This is a genomic window from Sinimarinibacterium flocculans, assembly GCF_003201205.1.
Classification (GTDB): Bacteria; Pseudomonadota; Gammaproteobacteria; order Nevskiales; family Nevskiaceae; genus Solimonas; species Solimonas flocculans.
Map to the genome: position 1 here is coordinate 525,703 of NZ_QICN01000001.1, position 16,200 is coordinate 541,902.

At 69.6% G+C, this 16,200-nt stretch carries 18 protein-coding genes; 13 read left to right on the forward strand and 5 right to left on the reverse strand.

What is annotated here, in order from left to right:
• Window positions 1–118: 118 nt before the first annotated feature.
• From hemA to C8D93_RS02435, 10 genes are all read left to right on the forward strand, one after another.
• Window positions 119–1,375 (forward strand): glutamyl-tRNA reductase, encoded by a 1,257-nt coding sequence (gene hemA / locus C8D93_RS02390; protein ID WP_110263542.1) that lies wholly within the window; start codon window positions 119–121, stop codon window positions 1,373–1,375.
• Window positions 1,376–1,381: 6 nt separating this feature from the next.
• Window positions 1,382–2,464 (forward strand): peptide chain release factor 1, encoded by a 1,083-nt coding sequence (gene prfA / locus C8D93_RS02395; protein ID WP_110263543.1) that lies wholly within the window; start codon window positions 1,382–1,384, stop codon window positions 2,462–2,464.
• Complete coding sequence (gene prmC / locus C8D93_RS02400) at window positions 2,461–3,297, forward strand: peptide chain release factor N(5)-glutamine methyltransferase (RefSeq protein ID WP_110263544.1); 837 nt, start codon at window positions 2,461–2,463, stop codon at window positions 3,295–3,297. Before prfA ends, prmC begins: the two co-directional genes overlap by 4 nt.
• Window positions 3,294–4,022, forward strand: a complete 729-nt coding sequence (locus C8D93_RS02405) for a HesA/MoeB/ThiF family protein (protein ID WP_110263545.1) — start codon at window positions 3,294–3,296, stop codon at window positions 4,020–4,022. The genes prmC and C8D93_RS02405 overlap by 4 nt, the downstream gene beginning before the upstream one ends.
• Window positions 4,015–4,353 (forward strand): hypothetical protein, encoded by a 339-nt coding sequence (locus C8D93_RS02410; RefSeq protein ID WP_110263546.1) that lies wholly within the window; start codon window positions 4,015–4,017, stop codon window positions 4,351–4,353. Before C8D93_RS02405 ends, C8D93_RS02410 begins: the two co-directional genes overlap by 8 nt.
• Window positions 4,354–4,583: 230 nt before the next feature.
• Window positions 4,584–6,149: a putative bifunctional diguanylate cyclase/phosphodiesterase gene (locus C8D93_RS02415; protein ID WP_110263547.1), complete on the forward strand. Its 1,566-nt coding sequence runs from the start codon at window positions 4,584–4,586 to the stop codon at window positions 6,147–6,149.
• Between the two features lie 82 nt (window positions 6,150–6,231).
• Window positions 6,232–7,935: a proline--tRNA ligase gene (locus tag C8D93_RS02420; protein ID WP_110263548.1), complete on the forward strand. Its 1,704-nt coding sequence runs from the start codon at window positions 6,232–6,234 to the stop codon at window positions 7,933–7,935.
• Window position 7,936: 1 nt separating this feature from the next.
• Window positions 7,937–8,515, forward strand: a complete 579-nt coding sequence (locus C8D93_RS02425) for a lytic transglycosylase domain-containing protein (RefSeq protein ID WP_110263549.1) — start codon at window positions 7,937–7,939, stop codon at window positions 8,513–8,515.
• Window positions 8,512–9,108, forward strand: a complete 597-nt coding sequence (wrbA, locus tag C8D93_RS02430) for an NAD(P)H:quinone oxidoreductase (RefSeq protein ID WP_110263550.1) — start codon at window positions 8,512–8,514, stop codon at window positions 9,106–9,108. The genes C8D93_RS02425 and wrbA overlap by 4 nt, the downstream gene beginning before the upstream one ends.
• Window positions 9,109–9,110: 2 nt before the next feature.
• Window positions 9,111–9,464, forward strand: coding sequence for a DUF2069 domain-containing protein (locus C8D93_RS02435; RefSeq protein WP_110263551.1), 354 nt, complete (start codon window positions 9,111–9,113; stop codon window positions 9,462–9,464).
• On the opposite strand, the gene hda is transcribed toward C8D93_RS02435, so the two are convergent.
• The 3 genes from hda to C8D93_RS02450 are packed head-to-tail and all read right to left on the reverse strand — an operon-like array spanning window position 9,385 to window position 11,803.
• Window positions 9,385–10,074 carry a DnaA regulatory inactivator Hda gene (gene hda, locus C8D93_RS02440; RefSeq protein ID WP_110263552.1) on the reverse strand — a complete coding sequence of 230 codons (690 nt, stop codon included), beginning with the start codon at window positions 10,072–10,074 and terminating at the stop codon, window positions 9,385–9,387. The genes C8D93_RS02435 and hda overlap by 80 nt on opposite strands.
• Window positions 10,071–11,165 carry an AI-2E family transporter gene (locus tag C8D93_RS02445; RefSeq protein WP_211307156.1) on the reverse strand — a complete coding sequence of 365 codons (1,095 nt, stop codon included), beginning with the start codon at window positions 11,163–11,165 and terminating at the stop codon, window positions 10,071–10,073. The genes hda and C8D93_RS02445 overlap by 4 nt, the downstream gene beginning before the upstream one ends.
• Window positions 11,162–11,803: a DUF8605 domain-containing protein gene (locus C8D93_RS02450; RefSeq protein ID WP_146216486.1), complete on the reverse strand. Its 642-nt coding sequence runs from the start codon at window positions 11,801–11,803 to the stop codon at window positions 11,162–11,164. The genes C8D93_RS02445 and C8D93_RS02450 overlap by 4 nt, the downstream gene beginning before the upstream one ends.
• 133 nt (window positions 11,804–11,936) lie before the next feature.
• On the opposite strand from C8D93_RS02450, the gene purM reads away from it, so the two are divergent.
• The 3 genes from purM to C8D93_RS02465 are packed head-to-tail and all read left to right on the forward strand — an operon-like array spanning window position 11,937 to window position 14,430.
• A complete protein-coding gene (purM, locus tag C8D93_RS02455; protein ID WP_110263554.1) occupies window positions 11,937–12,968 on the forward strand; it encodes a phosphoribosylformylglycinamidine cyclo-ligase in 1,032 nt (343 codons plus the stop codon).
• Window positions 12,968–13,630: a phosphoribosylglycinamide formyltransferase gene (gene purN, locus C8D93_RS02460; RefSeq protein ID WP_110263555.1), complete on the forward strand. Its 663-nt coding sequence runs from the start codon at window positions 12,968–12,970 to the stop codon at window positions 13,628–13,630. The genes purM and purN overlap by 1 nt, the downstream gene beginning before the upstream one ends.
• The gene (locus C8D93_RS02465; RefSeq protein ID WP_110263556.1) at window positions 13,627–14,430 is read left to right on the forward strand and encodes a DUF3108 domain-containing protein; all 804 of its coding nucleotides are present in this window, start codon (window positions 13,627–13,629) and stop codon (window positions 14,428–14,430) included. The genes purN and C8D93_RS02465 overlap by 4 nt, the downstream gene beginning before the upstream one ends.
• A gap of 6 nt (window positions 14,431–14,436) precedes the next feature.
• Here the strand turns inward: C8D93_RS02465 and C8D93_RS02470 are convergent, their stop codons facing one another.
• Window positions 14,437–15,777, reverse strand: coding sequence for an MBL fold metallo-hydrolase (locus C8D93_RS02470; protein ID WP_110263557.1), 1,341 nt, complete (start codon window positions 15,775–15,777; stop codon window positions 14,437–14,439).
• A gap of 88 nt (window positions 15,778–15,865) precedes the next feature.
• Complete coding sequence (gene bamE, locus C8D93_RS02475) at window positions 15,866–16,138, reverse strand: outer membrane protein assembly factor BamE domain-containing protein (RefSeq protein ID WP_110263558.1); 273 nt, start codon at window positions 16,136–16,138, stop codon at window positions 15,866–15,868.
• Window positions 16,139–16,200: the final 62 nt, after the last annotated feature.

The window sequence follows — 16,200 nt, forward strand, 5'->3', positions numbered from 1 at the left end:
GGAACGTGGATGACTGATCCGACATTATCCGGCAACTGCCGGTTCCCGGCATGAAGACCGCGCAGCGCGGGCCTGCGGCAGCGTAAAATCCGCGTCGCCCGATGCTTTGCGGACAGCCATGGCCCTCGTCACTCTCGGTCTCAGCCATCATCGCGCGCCCGTCGAGGCGCGCGACCGGCTGTCGTTCACCGAAAGCGACCTGCCGAACGCCCTGACGCGTCTGCGCGCGCTGCCCGGCGTCGACGAGGCGGCGATCCTGTCCACCTGCAACCGCACCGAGATCATGGCGGTGGTCACGCCGGATCTCGAAACCCGCCTGCTCGACTGGTGGCGGCGCGAACGCGAGGTGCCGGAGGGCTACATCGAGAAATACCTGTACACGCATCGCGACCTGGGCAGCGTCACGCACAGCCTGCGCGTGGCCTCCGGCCTCGATTCGCTGGTGCTCGGCGAACCGCAGATCCTCGGGCAGATGAAGCAGTCGTACAGCGTCGCCACCGAGGTCCGTGCGCTCGGTCCGGTGCTGGCAAGGCTGTTCCAGCACGCCTTCGCGGTGGCCAAGCTGGTGCGTTCGCAGACCCAGGTCGGTGCGCACCCGGTGTCGGTGGCCTATGCCGCGCTGCAGATGGCGAGGCGCATCTTCGCCGACCTGCACGAGCAGACCGCGCTGCTGATCGGTGCCGGCGAGACCATGCAGCTCGTCGGGCGGCATCTGCACCAGCACGGCGTGGGGCGCATCGTCATCGCCAATCGCAGTCTGGAACGCGCCGAGAAGCTGGCGCGCGAACTTCACGGCTACGCGATCAGCCTCAGCGACCTGCCGGGCTATCTCGCCGATGCCGATCTCGTCGTCTCGTCGACGGCGGCGCGCGGCCACATCATCGAGCGCGACGCGATGCGCAAGGCGCTGCAGTCGCGGCGGCGCAAGCCCGTCTTCATGATCGATCTCGCGGTTCCCCGCGACATCGACCCGCGGATCGCCGATCTCGAGGACATCTACCTCTACAGCATCGACGACCTGCGCGACGTCATCACCCAGAACCTGAAGCTGCGCGAGGAGGCCGCACGCCAGGCCGAGGTGCTGGTGCGCACGCAGGCGGACGAGTTCGCGCGCTGGCTCGAAAGCCGCGATGCGGGATCGACGATCCAGGCGATCCGCGCACGCGCGCGCGCCAGCCGCGACGAGGTGCTCGACCGCGCGCGGCGGCGGCTGGCGGCCGGCGAATCGCCCGAGGCGGTGCTCGCCTTCGTCGCCGACACGCTGAGCAACAAGATCCTGCATGCGCCGTCGCAGATCCTGCGTCGCGCCGACGCGGTCGAACAGGCCCTGCTGCTCAATGCGGCGCGGCGCCTGTTCGACCTGCCGGAGGATTGAGGCGCCTTGAAGTCGTCGCTGATCGCCAAGCTGGAGCAGATGGTCGAGCGCCGCGAGGAAGTCGCCCGTGAACTGGGCGATCCCGTCGTCATCGGCGATGCCGACCGCTTCCGGCGGCTCTCGCAGGAATACGCGCAGCTTGGCCCCGTGGTCGAAAGCTACGCCGCGTGGCGCGAGGTCGGTACCAGCCTCGAAGGACTCGAGCAGATGCGCACCGATCCGGACCCGGAGCTGCGCGGCATGGCCGAGGACGAGCTGCCGCAACTGCAGGCGCGCCTGGAGGCGCTGCAGGAGGAGTTGCAGACGCATCTGGTGCCGCGCGATCCGCTCGACGGCAACAATGTGTTCCTCGAGATCCGTGCCGGCACCGGCGGCGACGAGGCGGCGATCTTCGCCGGCGACCTGTTCCGCATGTACTCGCGCTACGCGGAGCTGCAGGGCTGGCAGGTCGAGGTCCTGTCGGCGAACGAGGGCGAGCACGGTGGCTATCGCGAGATCATCACGCGGGTGATCGGCTACGGCGCGTACTCGCAGCTCAAGTTCGAGTCCGGTGCCCATCGCGTGCAGCGGGTGCCGGAAACCGAGGCGCAGGGGCGCATCCACACCTCGGCGGCGACGGTGGCGGTGCTGCCCGAGATCGAGGAGTCGCAGATCGCCGTGAATCCCGCCGATCTGAAGATCGATACCTTCCGCTCCAGCGGCGCCGGCGGTCAGCACGTCAACAAGACCGAGTCGGCGATCCGTATCACGCACCTGCCGACCGGGGTCGTCGTCGAGTGTCAGGAGGAACGCTCGCAGCACAAGAACCGCGCCAAGGCGATGGCGCTGCTGCAGGCGCGCCTGCTCGACGCCGAGCGCAGCAAGCAGACGGCGGACATGGCGGCCCGGCGCAAGCAGCTCGTCGGCAGCGGCGACCGCTCCGAACGTATCCGCACCTACAATTTCCCGCAGGGCCGCGTCACCGACCATCGCATCAACCTGACGCTGTATCAGCTCGACCGCATCATCGAGGGCGATCTCGATCCCGTGATCCAGCCGCTGCTGGCCGAATACCAGGCCGAACTGCTGGCCGAACTCGGGGAGGCATGAAGCTCGGCGAGGCCCTGATGGCGGCGCAGGCGCGCATCGCCGCGATCAGCGACAGTCCGCGCCTCGATGCCGAGCTGCTGTTCGGCCATGTCAGCGGGCTGGGCCGGGCCCAGGTCTATGCACGCCTGAGCGAGGCGGTGGATACGGCGGAGCTGGCCCGTTTCGAGGCACTGGCGGCGCGGCGTGCACGCGGTGAACCCGTCGCCTACCTGACCGGTCGTCGCGGTTTCTGGAACCTGGACCTTCGGGTATCGCCCGCGGTGCTGGTGCCGCGGCCGGAAACCGAGCTGCTGGTCGAGTGGGGTCTGACGCTGCTCGCCGGCCGGACCGGGCCGCGTATCGCCGACCTCGGCACCGGCAGCGGCGCGATCGCGCTGGCTTTGGCCGGAGAACGGTCCGATGCACGGGTCGAGGCGACCGATGCCTCGGCCGACGCGCTGGCGGTGGCCCGGGCCAATGCGCAGGCACTCGGTCTCGAGCAGGTCCGTTTCACGCAGGGTCACTGGCTCGAGGCACTGGCGCCGCATGCCTACGATCTGCTGGTCTCCAATCCGCCCTACATCGCGCATGCCGATCCGCACCTCGAGGCGCTGCGTTTCGAGCCGCTGACGGCGCTGACCGACGGTGCCGACGGACTCAACCCCTTGCGCGAGATCATCGGCGGCGCCCGCGGGCATCTGCTGGCGGGGGGCTGGCTGCTGGTCGAGCACGGCTACGATCAGGGAGCGGCCGTCCGCGAGCTGTTCGGGCAGGCGGGTTTCGTGGACGTCACGACGCGCCGCGACTACGGTGGACAGGAACGGGCCACGGCCGGCCGCCGGGGGGAGACATGACCGACTACTCGCGCTACGCCCGTCAGGTGGTGCTGCCCGAGGTCGGGGTCAACGGGCAGAGCCTGCTGCGCGATTCGAGCGTGCTGATCGTCGGGCTCGGCGGCCTCGGCAGCGCAGCCGCGCAATACCTCGCCGGTGCGGGCATCGGCCGTCTGCTGCTCGCCGACCGGGATCGCATCGAACGCAGCAATCTGCAGCGCCAGACGCTGTACCGCGAGGCCGACACCGGCCGCTACAAGGTCGAGGCGGCGCTGGCGCAACTCGCGGCGCTCAACCCCGAAGCCGATCTCGTCGGCCTCGACGCGTCGCAGTGGCCGCAGGCGGTGGCCGATGCGGACGTGGTCCTCGACTGCACCGACAATTTTCCCACGCGGCATGCGATCAACGCCGCCTGCGTGCGGGCGCGCCGCCCGCTGGTCAGCGGCGCCGCCATCCGCCTGGAAGGACAGCTCGCCGTGTTCGACCTGCGGCGTGGCGGACCCTGCTATCGCTGCCTGTATCCGGAGACGGGCGAGGTGGCGGAGCGTTGCGAGCAGGCGGGCATACTCGGGCCGGTCGTCGGCGTGGTCGGCACGATGCAGGCACTGGCCGCGCTCAAGCTACTGCTGGGCATCGGCGACGATGCCGGGCGCCTGCAGGTCTGGGACGCGAAGCAGATGAGCTGGCGCTCGCATGAGATCGGCGCCGATCCCGAATGCCCCACGTGTGGACACCCCCATGTCTGAATCGCCGCTCGTTCTCCCGCGCCGCCTGGCGATCCGCATCCTGCATGCGGCGCAGACGGCGCAACCCGGGTCGATCCGCGGCGTGGTGACGGCCCGCGCCGGCCAGCCGAGCGGCCTTCGCGTCGGCAGCGACGCGCCGGGTGCAGACGAGACGGTCTGGGCTGCGCTATGGTCGTGTCCGCAGACCGAGGCGGTGCCGAGCGCCGGGGAGCTGGTGCCGGGGCAACTCAGCCTGATCGTGTCGCTGAACACCAAGGGCGTGCTCGAGATGCGTGCCTGGCAGCGGCAGGGCGAGACGGCGAGCGAGCGGGTGCTGCAGATCCGCGACTGACGGTACGGGGGTGCCGCAGTCGTCGTGGCGACGAACAGGGGGCGTGGGATGTTCCAGGGGGTCATGATGACCGGTACGGCTCTGCACCGCCGAGCGGCGGCGATGGCCGTTCATCGCTGCTGCAGGGTCGGCGATCAGACCGCGCGACCGCGGGTGTCGGACACCCCCCAGACTGCGCTTTGATCCGACCGCCACGCTGCCCGACGGCAGACCGGCTGCACCGAGACGACATGCACGACGCCGTTCCCACTTCCGCCAGCGAGCTGTTCGATCTGCTGCCGGCCTCGACGCTGCTGCGGCAGTTCCCGCAGCCGCTCGCCGTGCTCGACGCGACCGGCAACCGCGTGCTGCTCGTCAACGATGCGCTGGCCATGCGCTGCGGGCGCGTCCAGGCCGATCTTTCCGACATCGAACTGTCGCAGTTGCAGCGCCTCTACGGCGAGATGTCGACGACGGGAGCCTCGTCGTGTACACACCTGCATCCGCTGCAGCTCGACGGCGGCAGTGCGCTGCTGTGGCTGCCGGAGCACTGCAGCGGCGAAGGATCCGCGGTCGCGCGCGACGAACTCACCGGGTTGGAGTCGCGCCGGGCCTTCGAGACGCGCCTGCGCGGCCTGCTCGCCAAGAAGCTCGACGGCGTTCTGATCCGATTCGAGATCGACCAGTTCAAGCTGATCAACGACGCTTACGGCCGGGAGGCCGGCAACCAGCTGCTGATCCAGCTCGGGCACCTCGTGGCCTCGCTGGTGCGCGACGACGACGAGCCGGCCCGTCTGGGCGGCGACGAGTTCGCAATCGTGGTCAGCGACGGCGACGCCGAGCGCGCCTGGCAGATCGCGGAGCGAGTGCGCCTGCAGGTTGCCGCGCAGGGTTTCGAATGGAGCGGCCGGGCCTACGGCGTGACGATGAGCATCGGCATTGCGACCTTTGCCGACGCTTACCACGACTTCGTCGAGCTGCTGGCGGCGGCCGACACGGCGTGCGAGGCCGCCAAGTCGCGCGGACGCAACCGGATCGAGATCTACCGACGCGAGGACGGCGAAGTGCACCGTCTGCGCGGCGAGCAGTCCTGGGGCGCGCGCGTGCTCGACACGCTGGAGGCCAGCCGCTTTGCGCTCTACCAGCAGCGGATCGAACCGCTGTCCGGCGGTGGGCGCGGCCATTGCGAGGTGCTGCTGCGCGTGCGTGGCGTGTCCGGCTGGACGCCGCCCGGCGAGTTCGTCGCCGCCGCCGAACGCTACGGACTGATGCCGCAGGTGGACCGTCGCGTGATCGCGCGCGTGCTCAAGGAGATCGCGCGGCTGCCGGTCGACCAGCGGCCGCTGTGCGCGATCAATCTGTCTGGCCACAGTCTGGGCGACCAGGGCCTGGCCGCGTACATCGAGCGGATGCTCGACCGCTACGAAGTCCATCCCGGGCACGTCTGCTTCGAGATCACCGAGACCGCCGCCATCGCGAACACGGCGCGCGCGGTGGCGCTGGTCGGCGCACTCAAGCGGCTTGGCTGCTCGGTGGCGCTCGACGACTTCGGCGCGGGCATGTCGTCCTTCAGCTACCTGAAGTCGCTCGACGTCGACATGATCAAGATCGACGGCAGTTTCGTGCGCCACGTTGCCACCGATGCCGTCGATGCCGCCACGGTCGAGGGCATGGTCAAGATCGCGGGCCTGCGGGGGCTGGCGACCGTGGCCGAATGCGTCGAGGACGAAGCCTCGCTGCGGCGTCTGGCCGAACTCGGCGTGCATGCGGCGCAGGGTTTCTACCTGCACCGTCCGGAACCCTGGTCGCTGCCCTAGGCGCCTGGCGGGGGCAACTGGCGACAACGGGGCGGGCAGGGCGTGTCCTACAATGCGCGCCTCACAAACGCCATCTGCCCCCATGCGCCTGTCGAAGTTCCCGCTGCACACCACCAAGGAAACCCCGGCCGACGCCGAGGTGGTCTCCCACCAGCTGATGTTGCGCGCCGGGTACATCCGCAAGCTCGGCGCCGGCTTGTACAGCTGGCTGCCGCTGGGCCTGCGCGTGCTGCAGAGGATCGAGGCCGTCGTCCGCGAGGAGATGAACCGTGCCGGCAGCCTGGAGCTGCTGATGCCGTCGGTGCATCCGGCAGAACTGTGGCAGGAATCGGGTCGCTGGCAGCAGATGGGCGAGGAGATGCTGCGCTTCAAGGACCGGCATCAGAACGATTTCGCCTACGGTCCGACGCACGAGGAGGTGATCTGTCACCACTTCCGCCAGGACTTCCGCAGCTACAAGCAGCTGCCGGTCAGCTTCTACCAGGTGCAGACCAAGTTCCGCGACGAGCGCCGCCCGCGTTTCGGCGTCATGCGCTCGCGCGAGTTCATCATGAAGGACGCCTACTCCTTCCACATGGACAAGGACGATCTGGCGCGCGAGTACCTGAACATGCGCGAGGCCTACACGCGCATCTTCACGCGACTGGGCGTCGACTTTCGCGTGGTCAAGGCGGACTCCGGCAACATCGGCGGCGCGGCGTCCGAGGAGTTCCACGTGCTGGCCGGATCCGGCGAGGATCTGCTCGCGGTCTCCGACAGCGGGCCGTACGCCGCCAACGTCGAGGCCGCGGAAACGCTGCCGTCCGAGCAGCCGCGGGCCGCGGCGACGGCCGCGATGGAGAAGGTGTCGACGCCGGGACAGAAAACCTGCGAACAGGTGTCGAAGTTCCTCGACGTGCCGCTGACCGGCAAGGTCAAGCTGCTGGTCGTGCAGGGTGCCGAGGGCGGGCTGGTCGCAATCGCGCTGCGCGGCGACCACCAGCTCAACGAGATCAAGGCGGCGCGTCATCCGGCCGTCGCGAGCCCGCTGCGGTTGGCGGACCCGGCCGATGTCCAGCGGGTCTTCGGTTGCGAGGTCGGCTATCTGGGGCCGGTCGGCTGCCCGGTGCCGCTGATCGCCGATCATGCCGCCGCCGCGCTGGCGGACTTCGTCTGCGGCGCCAACGACAACGACCATCACCTGCGCGGCGTCAACTGGGGGCGCGATTGTGCGGAGCCCGAGTCGCTGGACCTGCGCATGATCGCCGAAGGCGATCCGAGCCCGGACGGTCAGGGCGCGATCCGCTTCGTCCGCGGCATCGAAGGCGGACACATCTTCCAGCTCGGTCGCAAGTACAGCACGGCGATGGGGCTGTCGGTGCTCGACGACAAGGGCGCCTCGGTGACGCCGGAAATGGGCTGCTACGGCATCGGCATCACGCGCCTGGCGGCTGCCGTGATCGAACAGTCCTTCGACGCCGCCGGCATCATCTGGCCGGATGCGATCGCTCCGTTCCGGGTGATCCTGTGCCCGATCGGGCTGGACAAGTCGGAAACCGTGCGCGTGGCCGTCGAGACGCTCTACGGGGAACTGCTCGGGACCGGTGTCGACGTGCTGCTCGACGACCGCGGCAACCGTCCGGGCGCGATGTTCGCCGACGCCGATCTGATCGGCATTCCGCACCGCATCGTCGTCGGCGACAAGGGGCTGGCCGGCCAGCAGTTCGAGTACAAGCATCGCCGCGCCGACAAGGCCGAGATGATCGCCGCGACGACCGCGGCAGTGCTGGAGAAGCTCGGAGCCTGACGTGTCGCAGCGCCGGCAGATCCGTACGGCGGTATTACTGGCCGCCTGCCTGCACGGCGGCGCGTCCGCGGCGCCGGTGGCACCGCCGGAGCCGGAGCTGCGGGATCTGCTCGCGCGCACCATCGACGCGACTGACAGCTTCGAGCACCGCTTCGATGCCGAGGTCTGGCTGGTCGACATGTCGGCGCGGCTCGCGCGCTTCATGCCGGACGAGGCCGCGCGTCTGGAACTGCTGCGCCTCGTGCACAGCGAGGCGCGCAGGGCCAAGCTGGCGCCGGAGCTGGTGCTGGCGGTCATCCAGGTCGAGAGCTACTTCGACCGCTACGCGATCTCGGTGGCCGGCGCCCAGGGGTTGATGCAGATCATGCCGTTCTGGCTCGACGAGATTGGCCGGCCGGACGACAACCTGTTCCACGTGCAGACCAATCTGCGCATGGGCTGCACCATCCTCAAGTTCTACCTGGACAAGGAACGCGGCAACCTGATCAACGCGCTCGGCCGCTACAACGGCAGCCTCGGTCGGCTCGACTATCCGGACAAGGTCATCCACGCGCTTAACCAACGGTGGTATCGGCAGTGAACGAGATCCTCGTGCTCTACTACTCGCGCCACGGTTCGGTGGCGCAGATGGCGCGCGCGATGGCGCACGGCGTCGAGTCCGTGTCCGGAATGACAGCGCGCCTGCGCACGGTGCCGCCGGTCAGTGCCGATGCGGACGAGCGCGCGCCGGCGATTCCCGACGAAGGCCCGCCGTACGCGGTGCTCGACGATCTGCGCGAGTGTTCGGGCCTGCTGCTCGGGAGCCCGACCCGCTTCGGCAACATGGCGGCGCCGCTCAAGCACTTCCTCGACGGGACATCGGCGCTGTGGCTGTCCGGCGTGCTGGCCGGAAAGCCTGCGGCGGTGTTCACGTCCACGGGAACGCTGCACGGCGGACAGGAGAGCACGCTGCTGTCGATGATGCTGCCGCTGCTGCATCACGGCATGCTGCTCGTCGGGCTGCCGTACACGGAGAGCGCGTTGTCGGAAACGCGCAGCGGCGGCACACCCTACGGCGCAAGCCACCACGCGGGCGTGGGGACACGGCCGACGCCGTTGACGCGCGAGGAACGGACCCTGTGCGAAGCGCTGGGCCGGCGCGTGGCCCTGACCGCGCAGAGGCTTGCCCGGTGAGCATGCGGCTCAGTGAGGCCGCACGGCGTGCGGCGCTGGCGGCGCACGCCGCGCTGATTGCCGCGCAGGTGGCGGTCGGCGGGACGCTGCCCTGGGTCGGCGCGGCCTTGTTGCTGCTGCCGTTGCCGGGCTTGTGGCGCGGGCGCGAGTACAGCTACCAGTGGTCGTCGATGCTGGTCGCCTTCTTCTGCGCACTGTGGCTCGCGGAAGGGTGGGCCGACGCGGGCGGTCGCGCGCAGGCGTTCGCCATCGCCGCGCTGGCCGCGGCCGACTTCGTCAGCCAGATTCTGTACGTGCGCCTGCGGGGCCGAGAACGGTCTGCGCCAGCGGCAGGGTCAGGCGACGCTTCGCGCTGAGCGAGGCACGATCGAGCGCGTCGAGCGCATCGACCAGACTGCCGGTGTCGCGCGCGCGGGTGTTCAGCAACCAGCGCGAGACCTCGTCGGGCAGATCGAGTCCGCGACGTAGCGCGCGCAGGCGCAGCAGCTCGGCCCGCTCGTCGTCGTTGAGCGGCCTGAGTCCGAACAGCGCGCATTGCGACAGGCGGGTGCGCAGATCGGGCACGGCTGTGGCAAGCCGGTCCGGTGCGGCGCCGAGGGCGAGCGCATACGGCTTGCCGGCGCTGCGCAGGGCGTCGAGCAGGCGCAGCAAGCCCAGGCACCAGCTGCGGTCACCGGCGACGGCATCGACATCGTCGACGAACAGCGCGCCGGCGTGTTCGAAGCCTCCCAGCAGTTCGGCGCTGTCGTCGGCGATCGTCGCCAGCGGCAGGTAGGCGCCGCGATGATGACGACAGGCCGCCTGCAGCAGGTGGGTGCGGCCGCTGCCGGGCGGACCGAAGAGCGCGAGCGGCTGCGCGAGTTCGCGCAGCGCGGTCACGGCGTCGGCGTTGGGGCCGGGGAAGTAGCTGTCGAAGCTGGCCGTGTCGCGCAGCTGCACGGCGAGCGGCAACTGCGCGCCCTTCATGGCGTCGGGGGCGGATCGACCGGCGTGTCCGGCGGCGGCGCGCCGTAGAGCGGGCTGGCGAACCACTGCTGCTTGGCGTGGCGCAACAGCACGGCGATCGCGGCCGAGCCGGGCAGGGCGAGCAGGATGCCGACGAAGCCGAACAGCTGGCCGCCCGCCATCAGCGCGAAGATCACGGCAACCGGGTGCAGGCCGATCTTGTCGCCGACCAGGGTCGGCGTGAGCCACCAGCTCTCGACCACCTGGCCGATACCGAAGACGACCGCGACCCAGACCAGCGGCAGCAGGGCCTGCTCCTGCACCAGCATGGCCAGCATCGCCGCGACGAAACCGACGACGAAGCCCAGGTACGGCACGAAGCTGAGCATGCCGGCGGAGAAGCCGATCACCAGCGCGAGCTTGAGGCCGGCGAGCGCCAGGCCGACGCTGTACAGCACCGACAGCAGCAGCATCACCGTGAGCTGGCCGCGCAGGAAGGAGCCCATGACCGCGTCGGTCTCGCGGGCCAGTTGCGCGACCCGGGGCAGGTGGCGCGGCGGGATCATCTTCGCGATCCAGGCGACCAGATCGTCCCAGTCGCGCAGCAGGTAGAAGCTGACGATCGGCACCAGCAGCAGGTTGGCCAGCGCCGTCGCGAATACCGCGCCGGACTGCGAGACCTGTGCCCAGACCGTGCGCACGAGGTCTCCCGCCGTGGACCAGTGCTTGGCGACGATGTCGCGCAGGCCCTGCACGTCGAGGCGCACGCCCTCGGGCAGGCTGAGGCCCAGCCACGGCAGCGCGGTGTCCTGCAGCCACGCCAGCCAGTCCGGAATGTTCTTGAGCAGCGCGATCGACTGCTGGTAGAGCATCGGTGCGACCAGGACCAGGGCGACCAGGCCGACGAGACTGAGCACGAGGAAGACGACGACGACGCCGAGCGTCCGCGACAGGCCCCAGCGCTGCAGCCGGTCGACGATGGGATCGCCCAGGTAGGCGAGGCCGGCGCCGATCAGGAACGGCGTGAGGATCGGCCCGAGCAGCGAGAAGAACACGACCAGCCCCAGGCCGGCCGCGTACCAGTGCCAGTGCTCGCGCAGATGCGGCGTCACGGCCGCGAGGCTCCCTGGTAGCGGTAGGCGAGCTGCACGTCGGCGGCAGCGGAGGTCTCGGGCGCCAGTTCGTAGGCACTGAGCAGCGCGCCGCGCAGGCGGCCGGCACCGCCCTCGATCCGTACGCGCATGTCCAGCGTCTCGCCGATGGCGCGGCTGGGCAGGACGTCCTGCACGCCGGGCAGGCCGTGCAGGCGCGTGACCACGCGCAGGTAGGCGTCACGCCCGCGCAGGCCGCTGATGCGCAGCAGCACGTCCTCGACCTCGGCCGCGTACACGCCCCAGATCGGCAGTTGCAGGGCCTTGAGGCGACGCTCCACGGCGTTGCCGTCGAAGCCGGCCACCAGCAGCAGACCCTGTTCGGCGTCGCGCTGGTAGCCGTAGTGCTGCACCAGTTCCGGGGCCTCGGCGATGACGTCGGCGGCGGCATACTCGGCCTCGGCACCGCTGACGTTGACGACCACCTGCCGCAGCGCCTCGCGCAGCGCCTCGTCGCGCACCTCGGCGCTCTGGTCGGGGACCGGCACCCGTGCCTCGAAGGCACGCAGGGGTTCGGCGGTCTGGGCGGCGGAGGTCCACGGCAGCAGGCCGGCGGACGCCGCGAGCAGGAGCGGGAGCAGCTTCGGCAGGAGTTGCATGCACAAATTATCCGGTGCGGCCGGTTAAAATGACAGCCGAATCCCGCCGGGCCCGACTGGACCGCCAGTACGGGCCCGGTTGCCTTATGGGTGGCGTCCGCGCCATTCGAACGAATCCGCCGAGCACAAGCCAATGACCAAGAAGGCCGGACTGACCTACCGCGATGCGGGTGTCGACATCGACGCCGGCGATGCCCTGGTCGACGACATCAAGCGCATCGTCAGGTCGACGCGGCGCCCGGAGGTGCTCGCCGGCGTCGGCGGCTTCGGTGCACTGGTCGGACTGCCGAAGAAGTATCGTCAGCCGGTGCTGGTCAGCGGCACCGACGGTGTCGGCACCAAGCTGATGCTCGGCCTCGAAACCGGCCTCGTCGAGGGTCTCGGCCAGGATCTGGTGGCGATGTGCGCCAACGACGTTCTGGTGTCCGGCGCCGAGCCGCTGTTCTTTCTCGACTACTACGCGACCGGCAAGCTCGACCCGCACGTCGCGGCGCAGGTGATCCGCGGCATCGCCCGCGGTTGCAAGCAGTCCGGTTGCGCGCTGGTCGGTGGCGAGACCGCCGAGATGCCCGGCATGTATCCCCCGGGCGAGTTCGACCTGGCCGGCTTCTGCGTCGCCGTGGTCGAACGCAGCCGCATCATCGACGGCCGCGGCATCCGCCGCGGCGACGTGCTGATCGCGCTGCCGTCGAGCGGGCCGCATTCCAACGGCTACTCGCTGATCCGGCGCATCCTCAAGCTGCGCAAGGCCCGCCTCGGCAAGCCGTTCGGCCGGTCGACGCTGGCCGAGACGCTGATGACCCCCACCGCCCTGTACGCGCGTCCGGTGCTGGCGCTGCTGGCTGCCGGCGTACGCGTGCGCGGCATGGCACATATCACCGGCGGCGGCCTGCCGGGCAACCTGCCGCGCTGCTTTCCGAAGGGCGTCGGCGCCGTGATCGATACCGCGAGCTGGACGCGCCCCGAGATCTTCGACTGGCTGCAGGCGCAGGGTGATGTCGACGAAGAAGAGATGCGCCGCGTGTTCAATTGCGGCATCGGCTACGTCGTCGTCGTGCCGCGGCTCGAGGCCGACGCCGCGCTCGCCGTGCTCAGGAAGGCGCGGGCGAAACCCTGGCTGCTGGGCGAGATCACGGCCGGCAGGCAGGATGTACGTTACGCCTGATGGCCGCACGCATCGCGGTGCTGATCTCGGGACGCGGGCGCAATCTGCAGGCGATCGCGGCGGCCTGCGCGGATGGCCGCATCGACGGCAGGATCACGACCGTGATCAGCAGTCGCGCCGACGCGGCCGGGCTGGACTTCGCGCGCGCCCATGGGCTCGAGACGCAGGTCCTGGCATCGCGCGAGTGGCCCGAACGCGCGGCCTACGACACGGCGCTGGCGCAGCGGATCGACGAACGGCAACCGGATCTCGTCGTCCTCGCAGGCTTCATGCGCATCCTCACGCCCGGCTTCGTCGAGCACTACCGCGGTCGTCTGCTGAACGTGCACCCGTCGCTGCTGCCGCGTCACCGCGGGCTCGATACGCACCGGCGCGTTCTCGAGGCCGGCGACGAATGCCACGGCGCCAGCGTCCATTTCGTGACCGCGGAGCTCGACGGCGGACCGGTGATCGTTCAGGGGCAATTAACAGTCCGGGCGCAGGATACGCCGGAGACCCTCGCCGAGCGCGTCATGAACGACATCGAACTGAAGATCTACCCGCAGGCGGTTGCCTGGCTGGCCCGCGGCGAGCTTGCGTTGCACGACGGGGAGGTCCGGTTCCGCGGTGCGCCGCTGGATGCCCCGCTGACGATGGATGCGCTGGAGGACGGCTTCCGATGAGGCGCCTGATGGCGGCGCTGCTCATCCTGGCGGTCGCCAGCGGCGTGCGGGCGCAGGCACAGGAGTCCGTGCAGGCACTGCCGCAAGAGCAGACGCAGACGCAGGGGCAAGAGCAGGCGCGAGAGGCGGGCGCCGACGCGGCGGTCTTCGATCCGGTGGCACACCTGCTGGACCGCTCACACCGTTACAGCGTCGAGTGGGCCGGCATCTCGCTGGGCAAGGGCACGATTGCCCTGCAGGGCGATGCCGGCGGCTGCTACCGCTTCGAGTCGACCACCGATCCGATCGCTCTCGTACGCTGGACCTATGGCGCGCCCCGCGAGCAGAGCCGCTTCTGCGTACGCGACGGCGCCATCGTGCCGGTGACCTACGCGTACATCAACGAGAAGCGCGAGAAGGACAGCTTCCGTCTCGACTTCGCCGAGGACAACAGCGAGGTGCGCATGCTCAAGCGCGGCGATCTGCAGGTGCGCGAGATTGCCGATCAGGAGACCTACGATCCCTTCCTGATGCGCGAAGTGGTGCGCCTGTGGGTGCTGCGTCACCTTGCCGGCGTGGCGCCGGCACAGGCCGCGTTCACGATGGTCGACGACGACCGCATCAAGACCTACCGCTTCGCCATCGGCGAACGCGAGATCGTGGACGTGCCCGCGGGGCGCGTCGACGCGCTGCGCGTCGACCGCCTGGACGACCGTCGCCCGCACCACTACTGGCTCGATCCCGAGCGCGGTTACATCCCGGTGAAGATCGAGCAGCTCAAGGAGGACAAGGTCGAGCTGCGGATGCTGCTGCTGGAGTGAGCCGGCTCAGGCGGCGATGACACCTTCCTCGCGCAGCTTGTCGAGGTGGCTTTCGATGTTCAGGCGCGCCAGCGGCAGCAGCCGCGGATCGACGTCGGCATAGATCAGCGGCAGCATTTCGCCGACGTCGTGGCCCTCGTGGAACAGCGCGAGCACCTGCTTCTCGCGCAGCTCGCGGTGGCGCAGTGTCTCCTGCAGGCGGTAGCTGGTGCCCATCGCGATGCCGTGTGACGGATAGATCGCGTAGGGGTCCAGGGCGATGATCTTGCGCAGGGAGTCGAAGTAGCGGCCCATGTGTCCTTCGGGCTTGGCGATGACGACCGTGCCCAGGCCCTGGATGAGGTCGCCGACGATGCACCAGGCGCGGTCGTCCGGCATCAGCGCGAGCTGTCCTTCGTCGTGTCCGGGTACCGCATGGACGCGCACCGCGCGCCCGAGCCATCGGCACAGCGTGTCGTTCTCGCGGTAGTGGTTCACCGTGATGCCGTCGAAGTAGCCGGGCACCTCGTCGGCGATGCGCGTCTGCGTGTCCAGCGACATGCCCATCGGCACCTCGAAGCGCCGCGCCAGCAGGTTCGCACGTTCGCGGTGATCCGGGTGGTGATGCGTGAGGAAGATCTCGTGGATGCCGAAGCGCTCCACCAGCTCGATCAGCCGCTGCATTTCCGCGTCGTCGGCCGGCGACGGGTCGACGAGCACGCGGTGCGACTGCGCATCGCCGAGCAGGAAGCAGTTGGTGTGCTGGGCCGGCGGCAGGGTATTCGACCGCACGAGGATCTGGCGCACGCCGCACATCGATTCGATCATCGGCAGCGGGAACTGCTCGCGCGTCTCGAAATGCAGCCCCGGCGCTTCGGCCGCGCGGAGGTCGGCGGCCAGCGCGCGCAGCACGGCGATGGTCGGCGGCGCCGACAGCAGCTCGCCCTGCTCGTAGCGGCGCAGCCACTCGGCCGGCGTCGCCCACGCGCAACTGCCGATCTCGTTGGTGTCCGCCACCAGCGTCGGGCGCTCGACGAGTTCGACCACGAAGAAGCGGGTATCGAAGCGCACCGGCGCCGGCGACGGCGTCAGCGCGCTGCCGACCAGGCGGATGTCGCGCACCTCGACCGTCGCCAGATCCAGTGCGACCTCCTCGCGCAGTTCGCGCAGCAGTGCGCGCGCCACGCGTTCCTCGAAGGACAGCCAGCCGGCGGGCAAGGCCGCGCCGGCGGCGTCCGCGGCGTCGACCTTGCCGCCGGGGAAGGCGTGATAGCCCGGAAACGCACTGAGAAAATGCTGGCGGTGGACCAGCAGCACTTCGCCGTCGTGGATCAGCACGGCGGTGACGGCATCGACGATTCGGCTCATGACTCGGAAACGACAGGATCAGACCGGCATTATCGGCCCTGTGGGCCCTGTGGGCCCTGTGGGCCCTGTGGGCCCTGTGGACCCCGCGTCATGACTCACCGCGCGGCTCGATGCGCTTGAGCATGACCTTGTCGGAGGAGAAGGTCACGCTGATGACGTGTTCGCGCCCGTTCCAGCGCTCGGTCATCAGCGTCATGCGCCCGACGCCGCCACCGGAGACATCGTCCGGCTTGCCGAGTATCGCGTGGACCTCGTCGCGACTCATGCCGCTTTCGACCCGTTCGTAGTTGTCCGGGGTGACCTTGCTGCAGGCGGCGGCCAGCACCAGCAAACCGACAACGACGATACGCGACACGGCCATGGTCCGCCTCCGGGGGAATGTCCGTCCATCTTCGTGCCCGGGGGGAGACATGACAAGACGTC